A 17,906-nucleotide genomic window follows, 5' to 3' on the forward strand; every position below is an offset into this window, starting at 1 on the left:
GGGGGCGGCGTCGTGTCGACCGCCGCCCCCGCCCGGTGTCACAGTCCGAGCAGCTTCAGTGGCACGGCGTTCGCCATGGCCGCAGCGCCCGTGTCGTTCGGGTGGATGTGGTCACCCGAGTCGTACGCCGGCAGCAGCCGGCTCGGCTGGGCCGGATCGCGCATCACCGCGTCGAAGTCGACGACGCCGTCGAACTCGGCCCGCCCCGGCCCGCGCAGCCAGGTGTTGACGGCCTGCCGGGTGGCGTCCTTCTCCGGCGTCCACACACCCGGGCCGCCGTTGCCCTCGTACGGCATGAGCGTGCCGGCGATGCTGGTCAGGCCGCGCGCCTGGACCTGCCGGTTGAGCTGGCGCAGCGAGGCGATGATCGCCTCCGGGCTGTCGCCGTTCATCCAGATGTCGTTGATGCCCAGGTGGGTGATGACGGTACGCACCCCGGTCTGCGGGAACACGTCCTCGTTGAGCCGGGCCAGCGCGTTCGGGCCCAGCTCGTAGTAGCCGGGGAACCCGCCCGCGCCGGGCTCGGTGCCCTCGTGGTTGAGCCGGTTGCCGGCCAGGCTGAGGTTGAGCACACCCGGCGTACGCGGCTCCGGGCGGGCGTCGATCAGCCGCTCGGCCAGGAAGTCCGGCCAGCGGCGGTCGGCGTTGACGGTGCTGCCGTTGCCGTCGCCGATGGAGTCACCCAGCACCACCACGGAGCCGGGCGTGGCCTTGCGCTCCACGTCGATGCCGGACAGGAACATCCAGCAGCAGTTGGGCCGGATGGTGAAGCCCGCGCCGTCGGCCGCCGAGGTGAGGTCGGTGGCGCCGATGAAGTTGGTGACCTTGGACTGGCCGTGGAACGTCACCGGTCCGGTGAGCACCGGGAAGTACAGGGTGACCACCAGGTCCTCCTGCTCGGTCACCGGGAAGGCCACCGGGTCGCTGAGCAGCTCGGCGCCCTTGTTGATGGTGGCCGAGCCGGCGCCGGAGAACGTCAGCTGGCGGACGCTCGCCGGGACGATGTCGGACAGGTCGTCGGGGGTGGCGGTGTTCGGCCGGGCGATCGTGGCGCGGCCGACCTGGACGGCCTGCTGGCCGTACAGGTTGGTCAGCCGCACCCGCAGGCGCGGCCCGCCGACCGAGGTCTGCACGGTCATCCGGATGCTCTGGTTGTTCAGGCCGGTCTCGGTCAGGCCCACGTTGTTCCCGCGGGTCACCGCCGCGGCCCAGGTTCCGGCCCACTCGGCGCGCCCGTGCCCGGCGCGGTCGTTCCCGGTCGGGCCGGCGCTCGCGGTGACCGCCGGGGTGGCGGCGATCAGCAGCGTTACGGCGGAAGCTATGACGTGCCATCTCTTCGGGGTCGGCATCGATCCTCCATGGTCGGCAGCCCCGGGCGTGACGCGGTCGGCGGCACCGGCCCGGGCGATGGACCGGAAACTAGCTTCCGGCCGTGACGAGCGTCAATCAACCTGATCGACATGATCAAATGCCCGGGGGACGTGACGCAGCGACGATCGGCTCTGTCCGCCGTGGACCGCGGCTGCCTAGGCTCGGGGCTGGCGGCGGTGCGGTCGCCGACCCTGGCACCTGCCGTCTTGTCCCGGCCCTGACCTGGCCGGACGCCGCTCGCGGACCATGATGGGGGCTGCCCGATGACCGACCGGCCGAACTACGTGCACGAGGCGCTGGAGCTGTTCGCCGGGTTCGGCGACCGGGAGGCGCTCGTCGGCGGCGGACGCCGCCTCACCTACCCCCGGGTGGCCGCCGAAGTGCGCGGCCTGGCCGCCGCGTTGCGCCGTCACGGGGTACGCCCCGGCGCCGCGGTGCTGGTGATGCTCGGCAACACGATCGACGGTCCGCTGCTGCAACTGGCCCTGCACCTGCTCGGCTGCCGGAGCATGTGGGTCGCCCCGGTGACCTCCCGGCGGGAGGTCGACGAGTTCGTCGCGCTGTCCGCGCCGGAGGCGTTCGTGTACGACCCACGGGACGCGCAGGCGGTGCAGGTCGCGGCGGGCCTGTCCGGCGTACCGGTGCTCTGCCTCGGCCCCGGCGGCGCCGGACCGGACCTGACCGCCGAGGCCGCCGGGCCGGCCGTGGAACTGCCCGCCGAGGTGCCGGCGCCCGAGTCGTTCCTGCAGACCAGCGGCACCACCGGCACGCCGAAGCTGGTGCACCACCGGGAGAGCTTCTACCGGCAGGTGCTCGCGCTCGCCGCCGACTTCCGGGGCGCCGGGTTCCCGCTGCTGCGGCACCTGTCGCACTCCCCGATGTGGCTCGCCAGCGGCCAGATCACCACGTTGTTCAACCTGTTCACCGGCGGCGTGCTGTTCCTGCGCGAGCAGTGGGACCCGGCAGCGTTCATCGCCACCGTGGACTCCGAGCGGCTCACCTCCACGTTCGTCACCCCGCCGATGCTCTACGAGGTGCTCGACCACCCCGACCTGCCGGGCGCCGACTTCTCCGCCATGTTCATGTTCAACGTGGGCGCCGGGCCCGCCGCGCCGGCCCGGCTGCGCCAGGCCATCGCCCGCTTCGGCCCGTGCCTGCGCATCGTGTACGGGCTCAGCGAGGCGGTCGTCATCTGCGCGCTGCCCGGCCTCACCGAGGACCCGGAGCACCCGGAGCGGCTGCGTTCCTGCGGCCGCCCGTACGGGGACGTCTCGGTGCAGATCCGCGACGCCGACGGGCGGGTGCTGCCGGCCGGCGAGGACGGCGAGGTGTGGGTACGCACCAAGCTGAGCTTCGCCGGCTACCACGGTCAGCCGGAGCTGACCGCCGAGACGCTCGTCGACGGGTGGGTCCGCACCCGCGACATCGGCCACCTCGACGCCGACGGTTTCCTCTACCTGGTCGACCGGTTACAGGACCGGATCCTCACCCGGCAGCGCAGCTGGCCGATCTACTCGCGCCCGATCGAGGACGTGCTCGCCGGCCACCCCGAGGTACGCGCCGCCGCCGTGATCGGCGTACCGGACCCGGTGGCCGGGGAGCTGCCGCACGCGTACGTGGTGCCGTCGCCGGGCGCGTCGGTGACCGGCGAGGAGCTGATCGCGCTCGTGGTCCGGGAACTCAGCGAGACCTGGGCACCGGGCGCTGTGGAGTTCGTCGACGCGCTGCCGCTGAACCGGTCCGCGAAGGTCGACAAGCGGGCGTTGCGGGCCCGGTACGCCGCCGGACACCCGGCCGGCGCCGACCCGATCGGCAGTCCGGCGTGAACCCGCGCCGGGAGTTGTACACCCTGGTCGGCGCCGACCTGCTGTCCAACCTCGGCACCCGGATCTCGGTGGTCGCCATCCCCTGGCTCGTGATGGCGACCACCGGCAGCCCCACCAAGATGGGGCTCGTCGCGGCGGCGGAGACGCTTCCGTACATGCTCTCCAGCGCGCTGGCGACCCCCTGGGCGGACCGGTTCGGGGTACGCCGTACCTCGGTGTTCGTGGACGCGGCCAGCGCCGTCGCGATGGCCGTGGTGGCGCTGGCGCCCTGGCTCGGCTTCGGCACCCTGCTGGTGCTGGTGGCGGTCGCCGGCGGGCTGCGCGGCATCGGCGACCGGGTCAAGCACGTGCTGTTCAAGCCGGCCGCCGAGCGGGCCGGGGTGCCGCTGATCCGGCTCACCAGCGCCTACGACGGTCTGGCCCGCGGCATGACGCTGTTCGGCGCGGTGCTCGGCGGGCTGCTCATCGACTGGGTCGGGCTGACCCGGGCCATCTGGATCGACGCGGCCACGTTCGCGGTCTGCGCGCTGCTGATCGGCGTGCTGGTCCGGCCGCCCGCACCGGCGCAACCGGCGCCCCGGGAGCCGTACCTGCGGGCGCTGCGCGGCGGCTTCGCGTACCTGCGCACCGATCGGACGTTGATGACCATGCTGATCGTGGTCTCGGTGTCGAACATGTTCGCCAACGCCAGCGTCGCGGTCTGGATCCCGCTGTGGGTCAACGAGGTGCTCGGCGACCCGGCCGGGTTCGGTCTGCTGCTGGGCGTCTTCTCGGCCGGCGCGCTGCTGGGCAACCTGCTGTTCACAGTGGTCGGCACGCGGCTGCCGGCCGGGACGACGTTCGCGCTGGGGCTGACGCTCAGCGGCGCGCCCCGGCTGCTCGCGCTGGCGCTCAGCGACGACCTGGTCGTGGTGCTCGTGGTGACGTTCCTGTCCGGCATCGGCATCGCGGCGGTGAACCCGCTGCTCGGCGCGGCGCTCTACCAGCGGGTGCCGGGCGAGCTGCAGACCCGGGTGCTGGGCATCTCCGGCTCGGTGGCGTTCCTCGGCCTGCCCGTCGGCGCGCTGCTCGGCGGCTGGTCGGTGGCGCTGCTCGACCTGACCCCGGCGCTGCTGGTGATGTCGGGCGTCTGCCTGGTGCTGACCGTCGGGCCGCTGCTGCTGACCCGCGCGTCCCGGCGCCCGGCCGCGGAACCGGCCACGCCCACGCCGGTCTGAGCCGTCGTGTCGGGGGGTTTCGGTAGGGTCGGTGCCATGGCGACCTGGGACGACGTGCGGCGCATCGCGCTGGCCCTGCCCGAGACCACCGAGCGCGGCTCGCACGACGACCTGCCCGCCTGGCGGGTACGCGACAAGATGTTCGTCTGGGAACGGCCGCTGCGCCGCGGCGACATCGAGGCGCTCGGCGCCGCCGCGCCCGACGGCCCGATCCTCGGCGTCCGGGTGCCCGACCTGGGCGCCAAGGAGGCGCTGATCGCCGACGACCCGGCAGTCTACTTCACCACGCCACACTTCGACGGCTACCCGGCGGTGCTGGTGCGGCTCGACCGGATCGACATGGACGAGCTGACCGAGCTGGTCACCGAGGCGTGGTACGCACGCGCACCGAAGCGGCTCGCCACGGCGCACCGGGCGGAGAACGCGTGACCGGCCCGGTGGACGCGATCGTCTTCGACATGGACGGCACGCTCGTCGAGTCGCACGCGGTGGTGCCCGCGGCCTACCGGGCGGCGGTGCGCGCCGGCGGCGGCCCGTCGTACACCGACGCCGAGGTCATCGCCGGCTACTCGATCGGCTCCCCGGCGGACCTGCTGACGCACCTGCTGCGCCGGCCGGCCTCCGGTGACGACCTGGACCGCTACCACGCCGAGCTGGATGCGCTCGCCGGGCGGGTACGCGTCTACCCCGGCGTCGCGGACGCCCTCGCCGAGATCGCCACCCGGGTGCCGGTCGGCGTGTTCACCGGCGCGAGCCACCGCGCCGCCGAGATCCTGCTCGACCGGGCCGGGCTGCTCGCTCACTTCGAGGTCGTCCTCGGCGGCGACCAGGTCGAGCGCCCCAAACCGGCGCCCGACGGCGTGGAGGCGGCCTGCCGCCGCCTCGGCGTGCCGCCCGGCCGCGCCGCGTACGTGGGCGACTCGCCACTTGACGTACGCGCCGCCCGGCACAGCGGCGCGGTGGCGGTGGCCGCCGCCTGGGGTCACCAGTACGACCCCGACGAGCCGGCCGACCTCAGCCTGACCCGGCCCGGGGAGCTGCTGGCCCTGCTGCCCTGAGCCTCTTTCCCCGCACGGGACGCTCGGCTAGCCTGCCGGGCATGCCATCGACGTTGACCGAGGCGACGGACCCGTGGTGCCTGCGGCCCGGAGAGGCCGCCGAACTGCTGCGCGGGCACCCGTGGCAACGGTTCGTGGTGCTGGGCGACAGCGTCGCGGAAGGGCTGTGCGAGCCGGCCGACGGCTACCCCGACCTCCAGTGGGCCGACCGGATCGCGGCCGAGCTGCGCGCGATCCGGCCGGAGCTGGCCTACCTGAACCTGGGCCGGCGCGGGCTGCGGGCACACGAGGTACGGGCCACGCAGCTCGCCGACGCGCTGGCCTTCGCACCGGACCTGGCCCTGGTGGTGTGCGGCGGCAACGACGCATTCCGGTCCGCCTACGACCCGGACGCGGTCGACGCCGAGCTGACCGCCATGATCACCGCGTTGCGGGAGGCGGGAGCGGACGTGATCACGGTGGGCATGTTCGACGTGTCGCACAGCCCGGCGGTGCCGGACGCGCTACGCGCGGGCCTGGGCGAGCGGATGCGCCGGCTGTCCCGGCACACCCGGGGCGTGGCCGAACGGCTGGGCACGCTGCACGTCCACCTGACCGACCACCCGCTGGTGGCCGACCCGTCGCTGTACAGCAGCGACGGCCGGCACGGCAGCGCTCGCAGCGACGCGATAGCCACCGCCGAAACCCTCCGAGTCCTCTCCACCCACGTCCCCCACCCCTGACCCACTCGTCCCGTCGCCCTGCCCTGCCCTGCCCTGCCCGGCCCGGCCCTGCCCTGCCCTGCCCGGCCCGGCCCGGCCCGGCCCGGCCCGGCCCGGCCCGACGATCATGAAGTTGACGGCACTGCGCGTCCATTTTGTCCCCGCCAACTTCATGATCAGCGGGATCAGGGTCGCCCAGGAGCCAACCCGCAGCCCCGGCCCACACCGTTGACCAAGGAGTTTGGGTCAGTGAGGCGCCCCTGTGAGGACGCAAACTCCTTGATCAACGCGCTGGGGGCGGGGGGAGCGAAAGGGGCGGTCAGTCGGTTAGGAGGATGCCGGTCAGGAGGACGCCTCTCGCCAGGTTGAGGACCTCGTCGCAACCCGGGTAACCGACCCGGGCGAGCGCACCCGATGCGGTGCGGTCGAACAGGTACGGGGCGAGGCTGTACGGGACGTCGGCGGTGACCGTCTCACCGGTCTCGATCTGCACGAAGTCCATCGCCACCCGGTCCGCCTCGTGGTAGCGCTGCAGGATGTTGCCGCCCTCGGCGATCGCCGCGCGTACCCCGTCCGCCCACGCCACAGCTGTCATCTCCCGGCCGATCAGCACACCGTGCCCGGCCGAGCCGCCGGCCGGCTTGGCGACCAGGTCGGCCTGTTCGGCGAGCGCCCGGTCGAGCTGGTCGGCGGTCAGCGCCACGGTGTGCGGCACGTACCGGCGGATCAGCGTCCGGTCGTCCTCCGGCAGCAGGTCCAGGTCGTCCCAGAGCCACGCGTAGTTCAGCTTGTTGCTGAGCAGCCACGCGGCGCTGCTGACGAACATCGGCAGCGTGCCGGCGGCGAGCGCGCCCGCGACCGCGTCCAGCCCGGGGCTGGGAGTGACCCGATTGGGCACGAACAGCCGGAACAGGGCATCGACCGGGGCGCCGCCGACGACGAGCCGGTTCTGCGCGTCCAGGGCGGCGGTGGCGACCGGGGCGATGACCAGGTCGATGCCGAACGGGCGGGCCTGGTCGATCAGCGGGGACAGGATCCGGATGAACGTCTCCGGGTCGTCCAGTCCCGGGTAGTCGGCGTCGAAGTCCATCAGCAACGCCACCCGCGCGCCGTCGGGCAGGCCGAGCGTGTCCCGGATGGCCACGAACCGCTGGTCCAGCAACGAGGGCGCGGGCCGCGACCCGTCGAGCAGGTCGTGCGCGCGGTACAGCTCGGCGTACCGCTGGATCACCGTGTCGGCGTCGAAGCCGCCGCCGAGGCTGCTGTCGATGTTGTACTCCACGATGCACGGCACGCCACCGGAGAACAGCACGTCGGGCCGGTACGCGGCGAGCAGCCCCTCGTGCAGTTCCTCGTCCGGGTCGAGCAGCCGGGTCTCGCCGTCCGGCACGTCGAGCAGCAGGCGCAGGTCACCGGCGGTACGGGCGCGGCGCCGGCACGCCTCCAGGATGAGCTGGGCGATGCGGTCGCAGACCTCGTTCAGCTCGCGGAACGCGTCGGCGGTGAACACCGGCGGGCGAGCCAGCCGCCACTGCTTGTTGTACGTGGCCCGGCCGTGGAAGACCTTCTCCCAGGCCGCGGCGCCGGTGGTCACCATCGCGGTACGGGTGGACTCGGGCAGGTCGGTCCACGCCTGGCCGAGCGGCGGCCACGTGTAGTTCGGGTCCATCGTTCATCCGTCCTTGAGGGTCAGTTGGATGGCGGCGGTGAGCTGGTCGCGGCCGGGTTGCACGGCCCGGTCCAGGGCCGGCGCGAAGGGCAGCACCGCGCCGTCGGGGCGGGTCACCCGCCGGGGCGGCGCGGCCAGCCGGACCCGCTCGACCACGGTGGCGATGATCTCCCCGGCGATGCCGCAGGAGCGGTTGCCGTCGTCGACGACGACCAGCCGCCCGGTGCGGCTCACCGACTCGACGAGGCCGTCCCAGTCGAACGGGTAGAGCGTGCGGGGGTCGAAGACCTCCACCGACGCCTGGCCGGCGAGTTCCTCGGCGACGGCGAGCGCATCGTGCACCAGGTGCCCGACCGCCACCACAGTGACGTCGGCGCCGGGGCGGCGGACGACCCCGCGGCCCAGCGGCACCGGCGTCAGGTCGGTGACGTCGGCGCGCAGGTCCAGGGCGCCGGCCGGGGCGAAGACCACCACCGGGTCGTCGCAGCGGATCGCGGAGACCAGCAGCCCGTACGCGTCGGCCGGGGTGGCCGGTACGACTGTGGTCACCCCGACGTGGGCGAACAACGCGTACGGGTGGTCGGAGTGCTGCCCGGCCCAGCCGGTGCGGGACCCGGAGCCGGGCACCACGTACGTGACCGGCACCGCGCACTGGCCGCCGGTCATCAGCGGGAACTTGTGCGCGTGGTTGACGATCTGCTCGAAGACCAGGAACAGCAGCGACGGGATCTGGAACTCCACCACCGGGCGGGCCCCGGCCAGCGCCGCGCCGGTGGCGAAGCTGGTGAACGCCTGCTCGGACAGCGGGGTGTCGCGGACCCGTTCCGGGCCGAACTTCTTCAGCAGGCCGGTGGTGACGTTGGCGGCGGCCACCCGGATGTCCTCGCCGAGCACCACGACCGACTCGTCGCGGGTCATCTCGTCGGCCAGCGCCCGGGTGAGCGCCCTGCGGTAGGAGAGCCGGGGCATCAGCCACCTCCGGTCCGGGCGGTGAGCCCGCTTGCGTACAGGTGGTCCAGGGCGGTCGCCGGGTCGGGGTGCGGCCCGGCGAGCGCGTACTCGACGGCGGCGTCCAGTTCCGCCTCGACCGCGGCGTCCACCTCGGCCCGCACCGCCGGGTCCAGCCGCGCTCCGGCGATGTCGACCGGATCGCGGGACCGGCCCTCGGCCACCTCCTCCGGCGGCCGGTAGTCGAGGCGTACCTGATGTTCGAAGGTGTGGTGGGCGTCGAAGCGGTAGGTGCGGGCCTCGACCAGTTCGGGGCCGCCGCCGGCGCGCATCCGCGCGACGGCGGCGGCGGTGACCTCGCGTACCGCCTCGGGGTCCTGCCCGTCGACGGCGGCCGCCGGCATGCCGAAGGCGGCGGCCCGCCCGGCGATGGTGCCGGCGACCGCGCCGTCGACCGGCATGGTGGTGGCGTAGCCGTTGTTCTCGCAGACGAACAGCACCGGTATCCGCCAGAGCGCGGCCAGGTTGAACGCCTCCAGGAGCATGCCCTCGTTGACCGCGCCATCGCCGAAGAAGGTGGCGCCGACGATGTCGGCGCCGCGCCGCCGGCGCTCCCACACCGCGCCGGTGAGGATCGCGCCGGCGGCACCGACGATGGCGTTGGCGCCGAGGACGCCGACGCCGAAGTCGGCGGCGTGCATCGACCCGCCCCGGCCCCGGTTGAGCCCGGTGACCCGGCCGCACAGCTCGGCCAGCATCCGGGCCGGGTCGGCGCCCTTCGCGAGCACGTGCCCGTGCCCGCGGTGGGTGCCGGTGACCAGGTCCTCGGCGCCCAGCGCGGCGCAGACGCCGGCGGCGATCCCCTCCTGACCGAGGTACGGGTGGATGCCGCCGACGATCTCCCCGGCGCGGACCAGCTCGATCGCGCGCTCCTCGAAGCGGCGGATCAGCCGGACCGTCCGGTAGAGCCGGAGCGGGTCGGAGCCGGTCACGCCGGACGGCCCTCCTTGACGGCGGCGAGGATGTCGTCCCAGAGGCGGGCGCGGGCGGCGAGCGCCGCGTTCACCGTGTCGGCGCACTCCTGCCACTTGGTGTCGTCGTCGCCGCACAGGTCGGCCAGCATCTGCATGGCCATCGGGGTGTGCTGCTCGCCGTCGACCTCGATGTGCCGCTCCAGGTAGTCGACGAACTTGTTCAGCCGGTTGCTGCGCTCGTTGACGGCGACGACCTGGGTGAACATCTCCGGGATGAGGTCCTCGCGGCCGAACGCGAACGCCGCGGCCTGGCAGTGCACCGGGGTGGTCTCGATGATCCGCCAGGTGGTGCCGGCGAACGCGGCCGACGCCGCGGGGACACCGGCGGCGCCGAGCGCCTCGGTGACCGGGGTGCCGTCGCGCAGCAGGTCGACGAGCTTGTTCACGGCGGTGGTGTCGGCACCGGCCTCGGTCATGCCCTGCACGTACAGCTCGAAGTGGCTGATGTAGCCGTCGCCCAGCTCGTCGCTCTCCTCGACCATCACGATGTCGTTGATCAGGCGGCGGCTGCCGGTCGGTCCGGTGGGGATCCACGGCACCGTGACGCAGGTGAGCTGCCGCTGCAACGACTTCAGCAGGGACATGAAGTCCCAGACGGCGAAGACGTGGTGCTCCATGAACGTGACGAGCGCGTCGTGGGTGTCGAGGTTGGCGTAGAGGGGGTGCTTGACCACCACGTCGCGGCGCTCGGTCACCGCCCGCTCCAGCCGCTCGATGCCCGGGTGCGTCTTACCCCAGTCGTACCGTGACATTGTCAGCCTCCCTGCTGGGCGCGGTCGCGCCAGATGACCGGGCAGTAATCGGGGTCCGCGTAGTCCGGCCGGCCCTCGTGGGTGCGGCGGACCAGCACGTCGTGGTTGTACGCGGCGAGCGTGCCGTCGGAGAGCGGATACTCCCGCCAGGCGTTGTCGCCGTCCTGCAGGTGCAGCGAAACGGCCCGGCGGGGCCGCCCGCTGACGTTCGCACCGCTGCCGTGATAGGTGCGGCAGTGGTGGAAGCTCATGTGTCCCTTGGGGATCACCATGGGGATCTTGCGGATCTGCGCGCCGTTGTACGCCGCGTTCTCGGCGAGCATCACTTCGAGCTGGTCGCGGTCCCGGTCGGCGAAGTGCCGCACCACCGTGTCGTCGGCGCCGATCTCCCGCCAGCGGTGGGAGCCGTCGACCATGGTGATGGTGCCCATCTCCTCGCCGCAGTCGTGGAACGGGATGAACGCGGTGAGCATGTTCTCCGACGACGAGGACGCCCAGTAGTGCTTGTCGAAGTGCCAGGGCACGATGTTCGACGGCTCGCCGGCGATCGGCGGCTTCCAGATCAGCGTGGACTGGAAGATGCGGATCTCGGCGGCCCGGGCCAGCCGGGCGGCGACCGCACCGATCAGCGGCTTGCGCAGGATGCGGGCGATGCCGTCGTGCTCGTGGTGGACGTAGTCGTTGTGCCGCTGCACGTCACCCCGGGACGGCTCCCAGTAGGCCAGCTTCGGCGGCCGTACCGGCAGCCGCCGGTCGCGTTCCCCGGCGTAGTAGCTGTCGGTGGCGGCGACGAGTTCGTCCACCTCGTCGTCGGTGAGCAGCTTCTTCGACAGGTACCAGCCGTGCTCGGCGTAGTGCCGGACGTCCTCGTCGGAGGGCAGCAGCGCCTCCTCCTCGGCGGTCAGCCCGGGATCGATGGTGGTCATGCCGAGCCGGCCCGGCATGGCCTCACGGCCCTCGCTTCGCTCGGTGCGTTCACTCATGCCCCAACCCCTCCGGCCGCGACAGCGGGGGTCGACCCCGCCGCGGCCAGCTCGCGTTCCTTGGCCTCGTAGAGCGCCTTGATGTTGCCGCTGCCGAAGGTGCGCGCTCCGCGCCGCTCGATGAGTTCGAGGAAGAGGGTGCGGCGCACGTGCATCGACTCGGTGAAGATCTGCAGCAGCTGCCCGTCGTGGTCGGAGTCGACCAGGATGCTCAGCTCACGCAGCCGGTCCACCGGCGCGTCCAGCCGGCCGACCCGCTGCTCCAGGCCGTCGTAGTACGCGCCGGGGGTGCTGGCGAACCGCACCCCGCGCCCGGCGAGCGCGCCGACGGCGGTGACGATGTCGTCGGTGCGCAGGCCCAGGTGCTGCACCCCGGCGCCGGCGTGCCAGCGCAGGAAGTCCTCGATCTGCCCCGGCCGGGCGCCGGTGTCCGGCTCCAGCAGCACGAAGGTGACCTTCCCGGACGGGCTCTGCACCACCTTGGAGTTCATCGCCTGGCCGGCGACCTCGATGTGCTCGGTGAAGATGTCGGCGAAGCCGAACACCTTCTCGTAGTGCGCCACCGTCTCGCCGAGCTGCCCCGGCGGCACGCAGATCGCCAGGTGGTCGACCTCGGCGAGCAGCGTGTCCGTGCCGTCCGGCGCGGTCACCGGCTCGATCGCGCCGGGCAGGAACACGCCCGGGTCGCCGCGGCGCTCGACCAGGCGGTGCACCACGTCGCCGAAGCCGCCGACCTCGGCCACCACCACCTCGGCGTCCGCGCCGGTGAAGGTGCGCGGCGGGCTCAGCGCCGTCGCGCCGCGGTCCACCAGTTCCGCGTACGCCCCGGCGGCGTCGTCGACGGCGAGCGCCACCACGGCGATGCCGTCGCCGTGCCGGTGCACGTAGGTGGCCGCCGGGTGCTCCGCGGACAGGCCGGTGGTCAGCAGCAGCCGGATGCCGGCCTGGGCCAGCAGCAGCGAGCGCTGCCCGTCCAGCCCGGTCTCCGGACCGCCCTGCCCGCACAGCCGGAAACCGACGGCGTTGTCGAAGTAGAAGGCCGCCTGCCGGGCGTCCCCCACGTACAGTTCGAGATGATCTATCCCGTTGATGGTCATGGGCTTCCCCTGTTCCCCCCGTGATCGCGACCCGGACGGACGCCCGGGACTGGAGTCCGGTCAGCCAGCGGCCGGGGTGGCGGCCCGGCGGGCCGGCCCGGAGAGCCGGCGCAGGAGCAGACTGACGTTCTGGCCGCCGAACCCGAACGAGTTCGTCAGCGCGTGGCCGGCCCGGGTGGGCCGGGGCACGGCGCGGACGTGGTCCGCCTCGCACTCCGGGTCCGGGTCGTCCAGGTGGTAGGTAGGTGGCAGCAGGCCACCGTCGAGCGCCAGCGCGGTGGCGGCGGCCTCCAGCACCCCTGATGCGCCGAGCAGGTGCCCGGTGAGCGCCTTGGTGGAGCTGACCGGCACGCCGCCGGTGCCGAACACCTCGGCCAGCGCGATCGTCTCGGCGACGTCACCGAGCTTGGTGCCGGTGCCGTGGGCGTTGACGTACCCGACGTCGGCGGGCTCGACCCCGCCGGCCGCCAGCGCCCGGCGCATGCACGCCGCCGCGCCGGCGCCGTCGGGCCGCGGCGCGGTCGGGTGGTACGCGTCGGTGTTCGCACCGAAACCGGCGACCTCGGCGTAGCCGCGCACACCCCGGCCGTCGGCGTGCCCGGCGCGCTCCAGCACCAGCAGCGCCGCGCCCTCGGCCAGCACGAATCCGTTGCGTCGCTTGTCGAACGGGCGGCTCGCCTCGGTGGGTTCGTCCCAGCCCCGGGCCAGCGCCCGGGCGTTGCCGAACGTGTCGGCGAACGTGCCGAACAGCGGCGCCTCGCTCGCCCCGCACACCACCACGTCGGCCTCGCCGGAGCGGATGAGGCGTACCCCGTCGGCGACCGCCTGGGCGCCGGAGGCGCAGGCCGTGCCGACCGACGAGCTGTAACCGCGGATGCCGTGCGCGATGGCGATCCGCGCCGAGGGCATGTTCGGCAGGATGCCGGTGAGCAGGTACGGGCTGACCGCCGCCCGGCCCCGGGCGGCCCGCGCCAGCACCTGGCCCTCCAGCGTGGACATGCCGCCCACACCGCCGACGATCACCGCGATGCGCTCCGGGTCGACGTCGCGGCCCACCTCGATGCCGGCGTCGGCGAGCGCCTCGGCGGCGGTGATCAGGGCGAGCAGCACCACCCGGTCGAGTACCTTCGTCTCCGGTCCGGAGGCCACGCTGCGCGGGTCGATGTCCGGCAGCACGCCGGCCACCTCCAGGCTGCCCGCCGCCGGGTGCCCCTCGGGCGGGCGGCTCAGCCCGGACCGGCCGGAGATCAGCGCGTCGAACGTGTCCGCCGCGCCGCGCCCGGCCGGGGTGAACAGGCCCATGCCGGTGATGACGGCGCTCACGACGGCGCCTCGGTCAGGTAGCGCTCGCGCAGCGCCACCTTGCGCACCTTGCCGGTGACGGTGACCGGGATGTCGTCGGCGCGTACCGGCACGATCCGGCGGAGCGTGGCGGCCACGTCCGGGCCGAGCGCGGTACGGATGCGCTCGGTGCGGTCCGTCCCGGGGTCGGCACCGGCGGCCAGTTCCAGCAGCACGTCGGTGGTGACGGTGCCGTCGTCCGCCTTGACGATCACCACTGTGCAGTCGGTCACGTCGGGGCAGGCGGCGAGGATGCGTTCCTCGGACAGCGCGGTGAAGAACCGCTTCCCGTCGCCTGCCTCCACCGAGTCGACCGCCCGGTCCAGGTGGTAGTAGCGGCCGTCGTCGTCGGCGTACACCAGGTCGCCGGTGAGGTACCAGCCGCGCAGCCGGAACCGGTACGTGGTGACCGAGTCGTTCCAGTAGCCGCGGAACAGCGACGGCGAGTCGATGCCGAGCCAGCCGACCTGCCCGGGCGGCAGTTCGTTGCCGTCGGCGTCGAGCACCGCGACCTTGGTGAACCGGTACGGGCGGCCGACGCAGCGGCCGTACCGGTCCGTGTCGACGGTGTGGGTGATGTGGAACATCGAGTGGCCCATCTCGCTGGAGCCGAGACCGTCGATGAACACCGACCCGGGTACCCGGGTCACGCCGCCGCGGGTCACCACGTCCCGGGAGCCGACCGCGACGAGCCGCCGGACGTGCGGCTCGTGCGAGCAGTCGCCGGTGTTGAACCACAGCCGCACCGAGTCCAGGTCGTAGCCGGACAGGTCGAAGCGGGCCAGCTCGGCCCAGGTGACCGAGAAGCCGAACACGCCGTCCGGGCGCCAGCGCTGGATCGCGTCGAGCACCCGCTCGCCGCCCTGCTCGGAGAGCAGGAACATCTCCGCCCGGTTGCCGAGCGCCTGGTTGACCATGAGCACGGTGGCGGTGTGCGGGGCGGGCAGCGCGTTGAGGATGCGCGTGGTGCCCTGCGCCTGCGGCATGGACAGCAGGTGGCGGGTGGCGGCGAACAGGCTGGCGTGCGAGTGCAGCACCGCCTTCGGCACGCCGGTGGTGCCGGAGGTGTGGGTGATGACGATCGGGTCGTCCGGGTGGTGCCGGTAGTGCGCCGGTGCCGCGTCCGGGTCGCCGGTCCCGGCCTGCGCGGGCTCGCCGATCATCGGCGCGCCCAGGTCGTGCCCGGCCAGCGCCTCGGCGTGCGCGGCGTCGGCGAGCACACCGGCGGCGCGCAGCCGGCGGATGTACTCGGCGGCGATCTCGGGGCGCAGCCTGCCGTTCATCAGCGCCGGGACGGCACCGAGGCGGGTCAGCGCCAGGAACGACAGCACCATGTCGGCGGCGGTGCCGGCCCAGACCGCCACCGGGTCGCGTGGCTTCACCCCGCGTTCGTGCAGCCAGGCCGCCCGGGCGGCGACCATCCGGTCGAGCCGGCCCAGGGTCAGCGGGGTCTCGGCCGGGTGGCCGTCGACCTCGGTGTCGAACGTGAGCCCCGGCCCGTCCGGGTCGGCGCCGTGGGCCAGCACCCGGGCGAGCACATTGCCCGCGCCCAGCTCCGCGTCGGCCGCGAGCGCGCCGCGCAGTCCCTTCGTCCTCATTGACGTGTTCCCTCCCCCAGCAGCACCGCGGTCGCCTCGCCCGGCGTACCGTCCGGTGCCAGTTCGATCAGGATCAGCAACGCCTGTGCGGCGTCGCCGTCGTACAGCAGCAGGTCCGCCTCGGCCTCCCCCTCGGCCCGCGGGTCGCCGGTCGGGCTCAGGCACACCACCGGCCCGTCCAGTCCCCAGCGCGCCGCGACGTGCCCGGCCACGCTGTTCGGCACCGACTGGAAGAAGAACAGCGGCCCGATCCGCCCGCCCGCGTCCACAGTGGCGCGGACGTGCGCCGCACCGGCGGTGTCCCCGCCCTCGCTGACCAGCACCACGGCCGTCCGGTTGCCCGGCGGCAGCGGCCCGTCGCCGTACCGCCGCGCGAGGCACCGCTGCGCCACCGCCGCCACCAGCGGATGGAACGGCGAGTGCACGAACCCCGGCACCCCGGCCGGGGCGCTGCCCTCATCCCCCGCCTCGGGCCACCGAGCCTCCGCGAGCACCACCACCCCTGCGCGCGATCTTGCAGTTGCCGCCCCGGGCGCGGGCGTTGTGCCCGTTTCGCCGGGGCCGGAAGTGCAAGATCGCGGGAGGTCGGGGTGGGGGGTGGGCGCGGTCATGAGGTGCTCACCAGGAGGGCCGTGTTGGCGCCGCCGAAGGCGGCGTTGAGGGTCAGCGCGTGCCCGGTCCGCGCGGGGCGGGGTGCGTCGCGGATGACGTCCAGCGGGCACTGCGGGTCGGTGCCGAGCCAGCCGGCGGTGACCGGCAGCTTGCCGTGCCGCAGGGCCAGCACGGTGACCAGCAGTTCCAGCAGCCCGGACGCCTCCAGCGCGTGCCCGTGCACCGACTTGGTGGAGCTGACCGGCAGCCGCCCGGCGTCCGCACCGAAGACGCGGGCCAGCGCCGCCGCCTCGGAGGCGTCGCTGAACGGGGTACCGGTGGCGTTGGCGTTGACGTAGCCGACCGCGTCCGGTGGCAGCCCGCCCCGGCGCAGCGCCGCCTCGACCGCCCGGGCCAGCCCGAGCCCGTCCGGGTGCGGCTGGCACGGGTGGTACGCGTCCCCCGCCCGGCCCCACCCGGCCACCGTCGCGAGCGTCTCGGCGCCCCGCCGGGCGGCCGCGCCCGCGGACTCCAGCACCACGGCGGCCACCCCGTCGCCCAGCAGCAGGCCCTTGCGGCCGGCGCTGAACGGGCGTACCGCACCGTCGGCGGCGAGCGCCCGGCCGGCGTCGAACAGCGCGTACTGGTCCGGTTCGACCAGGTAACCGGCCGCGACCACGACCCGATCCAGGTCGCCGCGGCGGATCAGCGCCGCCGCGTCGGCGACCGCGCTGCTCGCCGACACGCAGGCCGTGGTGTAGATCCGGGTACGCCCACCGATGCCGCACCGCGCGGCCAGGTGACCGGCGAGCGCCGGCACCGTCGGCTCGTCCCACCCCCGAGGTACGGGCAGCGAGTACGGCCCGCCGTGGGTGGCCAGGAACAGCGCCGACTCCGCCCGCCCGGCCCGGTCCAGTCCGGCGGCCCGGGCGGCAGTGTCGATCGCGTCGGCCAGCTCGTCGGCGAGCGTGCCGACGTCCGGCGTTGTGGCCGCCACCGTCACCCGGCGGCCCGTGGTGTCGAAACGGCGCACCGGCGCGAACGCCGGGGTGCCGGTGAGCACCCCGGCCAGCAGCGCGTCGGCGCCCCTGCCGAGGGCGCTGAGCGCGTACGTGCCGGTGATCCGTACGGTCTCCCGCTCAGCCATCTGCGGGAGCGGTGAGAGAGCCACGGAACACCGCGAGCGCGTCGTCGACGGTGCGGATGCCAGCGAGGTCGTCGTCGCTCAGGTCCAGCCGGCGGTCGTAACGTTGCTCGACCATGTGCACCAGCCAGGCCAGCTCCATCGAGCCGAGCCGGTCCGGCACCTGTTCGGCGGGGCTCGCGGTCAGTTCGGCGAGCATGCTCACCAGGTCAGCTCGCCCCAGGTCGGGCTGACCGGACATCAGGACTTGTCGCTGTTCGCGGCCACCCGGTCGGCGACCATCGTGGTGAACTCACCGACCGTCATCAGCGCCATCTTCTCCGACTCGTCGTCGGCGAACTTCAGGCCGTACCGGTCCTCGACGCGGACCGCGAGGTCGGCCAGGGCCAGCGACTCCAGGTCGACGCCGGACGGGCCGAGCGTGGTGTCGTCGTCGAGCTCCTCCACGTCGTAGTTCATGTCGGCGAGCTGTTCGACGACGAAGGTGCGGACCTCGTCTCGCATGGGTTCAGACCTCTTCTCCGTGTACCGGCTGACGGTGCCCGGTCGGGACACCGCGTGCGTGTGCACCGGCCG

18 protein-coding genes are annotated in these 17,906 nt (G+C 73.7%); 5 read left to right on the plus strand and 13 right to left on the minus strand.

What is annotated here, in order from left to right:
* Positions 1–38 precede the first annotated feature (38 nt).
* Positions 39–1,349, minus strand: coding sequence for an SGNH/GDSL hydrolase family protein (locus M8C11_RS08615; protein WP_256485784.1), 1,311 nt, complete (start codon positions 1,347–1,349; stop codon positions 39–41).
* Positions 1,350–1,634: 285 nt separating this feature from the next.
* Between M8C11_RS08615 and M8C11_RS08620 the strand changes: the two genes are divergently transcribed.
* Genes M8C11_RS08620 through M8C11_RS08640 form a run of 5 tightly spaced genes read left to right on the plus strand, consistent with a single transcriptional unit; the run spans position 1,635 to position 6,194 of the window.
* The gene (locus tag M8C11_RS08620) at positions 1,635–3,197 is read left to right on the plus strand and encodes a class I adenylate-forming enzyme family protein (protein ID WP_252449169.1); all 1,563 of its coding nucleotides are present in this window, start codon (positions 1,635–1,637) and stop codon (positions 3,195–3,197) included.
* Positions 3,194–4,414 (plus strand): MFS transporter, encoded by a 1,221-nt coding sequence (locus M8C11_RS08625; RefSeq protein ID WP_252449170.1) that lies wholly within the window; start codon positions 3,194–3,196, stop codon positions 4,412–4,414. The genes M8C11_RS08620 and M8C11_RS08625 overlap by 4 nt, the downstream gene beginning before the upstream one ends.
* Before the next feature lie 36 nt (positions 4,415–4,450).
* Positions 4,451–4,843 carry an MmcQ/YjbR family DNA-binding protein gene (locus M8C11_RS08630; protein ID WP_252449171.1) on the plus strand — a complete coding sequence of 131 codons (393 nt, stop codon included), beginning with the start codon at positions 4,451–4,453 and terminating at the stop codon, positions 4,841–4,843.
* Positions 4,840–5,472 (plus strand): HAD family hydrolase, encoded by a 633-nt coding sequence (locus tag M8C11_RS08635; protein WP_252449172.1) that lies wholly within the window; start codon positions 4,840–4,842, stop codon positions 5,470–5,472. Before M8C11_RS08630 ends, M8C11_RS08635 begins: the two co-directional genes overlap by 4 nt.
* 41 nt (positions 5,473–5,513) lie before the next feature.
* Positions 5,514–6,194 (plus strand): SGNH/GDSL hydrolase family protein, encoded by a 681-nt coding sequence (locus M8C11_RS08640; RefSeq protein ID WP_252449173.1) that lies wholly within the window; start codon positions 5,514–5,516, stop codon positions 6,192–6,194.
* 298 nt (positions 6,195–6,492) lie between these two features.
* On the opposite strand, the gene M8C11_RS08645 is transcribed toward M8C11_RS08640, so the two are convergent.
* The 12 genes from M8C11_RS08645 to M8C11_RS08700 all read right to left on the minus strand — a co-directional run bounded on the left by M8C11_RS08645 (position 6,493) and on the right by M8C11_RS08700 (position 17,834).
* Complete coding sequence (locus M8C11_RS08645) at positions 6,493–7,842, minus strand: hypothetical protein (protein ID WP_252449174.1); 1,350 nt, start codon at positions 7,840–7,842, stop codon at positions 6,493–6,495.
* A gap of 3 nt (positions 7,843–7,845) precedes the next feature.
* Positions 7,846–8,811 (minus strand): alpha-ketoacid dehydrogenase subunit beta, encoded by a 966-nt coding sequence (locus M8C11_RS08650; RefSeq protein ID WP_252449175.1) that lies wholly within the window; start codon positions 8,809–8,811, stop codon positions 7,846–7,848.
* A complete protein-coding gene (locus M8C11_RS08655; protein ID WP_252449176.1) occupies positions 8,811–9,782 on the minus strand; it encodes a thiamine pyrophosphate-dependent enzyme in 972 nt (323 codons plus the stop codon). The genes M8C11_RS08650 and M8C11_RS08655 overlap by 1 nt, the downstream gene beginning before the upstream one ends.
* Positions 9,779–10,576, minus strand: a complete 798-nt coding sequence (locus M8C11_RS08660) for a DUF3050 domain-containing protein (protein WP_013286631.1) — start codon at positions 10,574–10,576, stop codon at positions 9,779–9,781. The genes M8C11_RS08655 and M8C11_RS08660 overlap by 4 nt, the downstream gene beginning before the upstream one ends.
* A 2-nt stretch (positions 10,577–10,578) precedes the next feature.
* Complete coding sequence (locus tag M8C11_RS08665) at positions 10,579–11,502, minus strand: phytanoyl-CoA dioxygenase family protein (protein WP_120569636.1); 924 nt, start codon at positions 11,500–11,502, stop codon at positions 10,579–10,581.
* Between the two features lie 53 nt (positions 11,503–11,555).
* A complete protein-coding gene (gene hppD / locus M8C11_RS08670; protein WP_252449177.1) occupies positions 11,556–12,656 on the minus strand; it encodes a 4-hydroxyphenylpyruvate dioxygenase in 1,101 nt (366 codons plus the stop codon).
* A gap of 60 nt (positions 12,657–12,716) precedes the next feature.
* Positions 12,717–13,979 (minus strand): beta-ketoacyl synthase, encoded by a 1,263-nt coding sequence (locus tag M8C11_RS08675; protein WP_252449178.1) that lies wholly within the window; start codon positions 13,977–13,979, stop codon positions 12,717–12,719.
* Positions 13,976–15,595 carry a class I adenylate-forming enzyme family protein gene (locus M8C11_RS08680; RefSeq protein ID WP_252449179.1) on the minus strand — a complete coding sequence of 540 codons (1,620 nt, stop codon included), beginning with the start codon at positions 15,593–15,595 and terminating at the stop codon, positions 13,976–13,978. Before M8C11_RS08680 ends, M8C11_RS08675 begins: the two co-directional genes overlap by 4 nt.
* Entirely contained in the window at positions 15,592–16,092 is a 501-nt protein-coding gene (locus tag M8C11_RS08685) for a hypothetical protein (RefSeq protein ID WP_252449180.1), read from the minus strand. Before M8C11_RS08685 ends, M8C11_RS08680 begins: the two co-directional genes overlap by 4 nt.
* 110 nt (positions 16,093–16,202) lie before the next feature.
* Positions 16,203–17,333 (minus strand): beta-ketoacyl synthase, encoded by a 1,131-nt coding sequence (locus M8C11_RS08690; RefSeq protein WP_252449181.1) that lies wholly within the window; start codon positions 17,331–17,333, stop codon positions 16,203–16,205.
* On the minus strand, positions 17,326–17,571 hold the full coding sequence (locus M8C11_RS08695) for an acyl carrier protein (RefSeq protein ID WP_252449182.1): 246 nt from the start codon (positions 17,569–17,571) through the stop codon (positions 17,326–17,328). Before M8C11_RS08695 ends, M8C11_RS08690 begins: the two co-directional genes overlap by 8 nt.
* Positions 17,571–17,834, minus strand: a complete 264-nt coding sequence (locus M8C11_RS08700) for an acyl carrier protein (protein ID WP_120569629.1) — start codon at positions 17,832–17,834, stop codon at positions 17,571–17,573. Before M8C11_RS08700 ends, M8C11_RS08695 begins: the two co-directional genes overlap by 1 nt.
* Positions 17,835–17,906: the final 72 nt, after the last annotated feature.

Source organism: Micromonospora sp. CPM1 (assembly GCF_023896895.1).
Classification (GTDB): domain Bacteria; phylum Actinomycetota; class Actinomycetes; order Mycobacteriales; family Micromonosporaceae; genus Micromonospora; species Micromonospora tulbaghiae.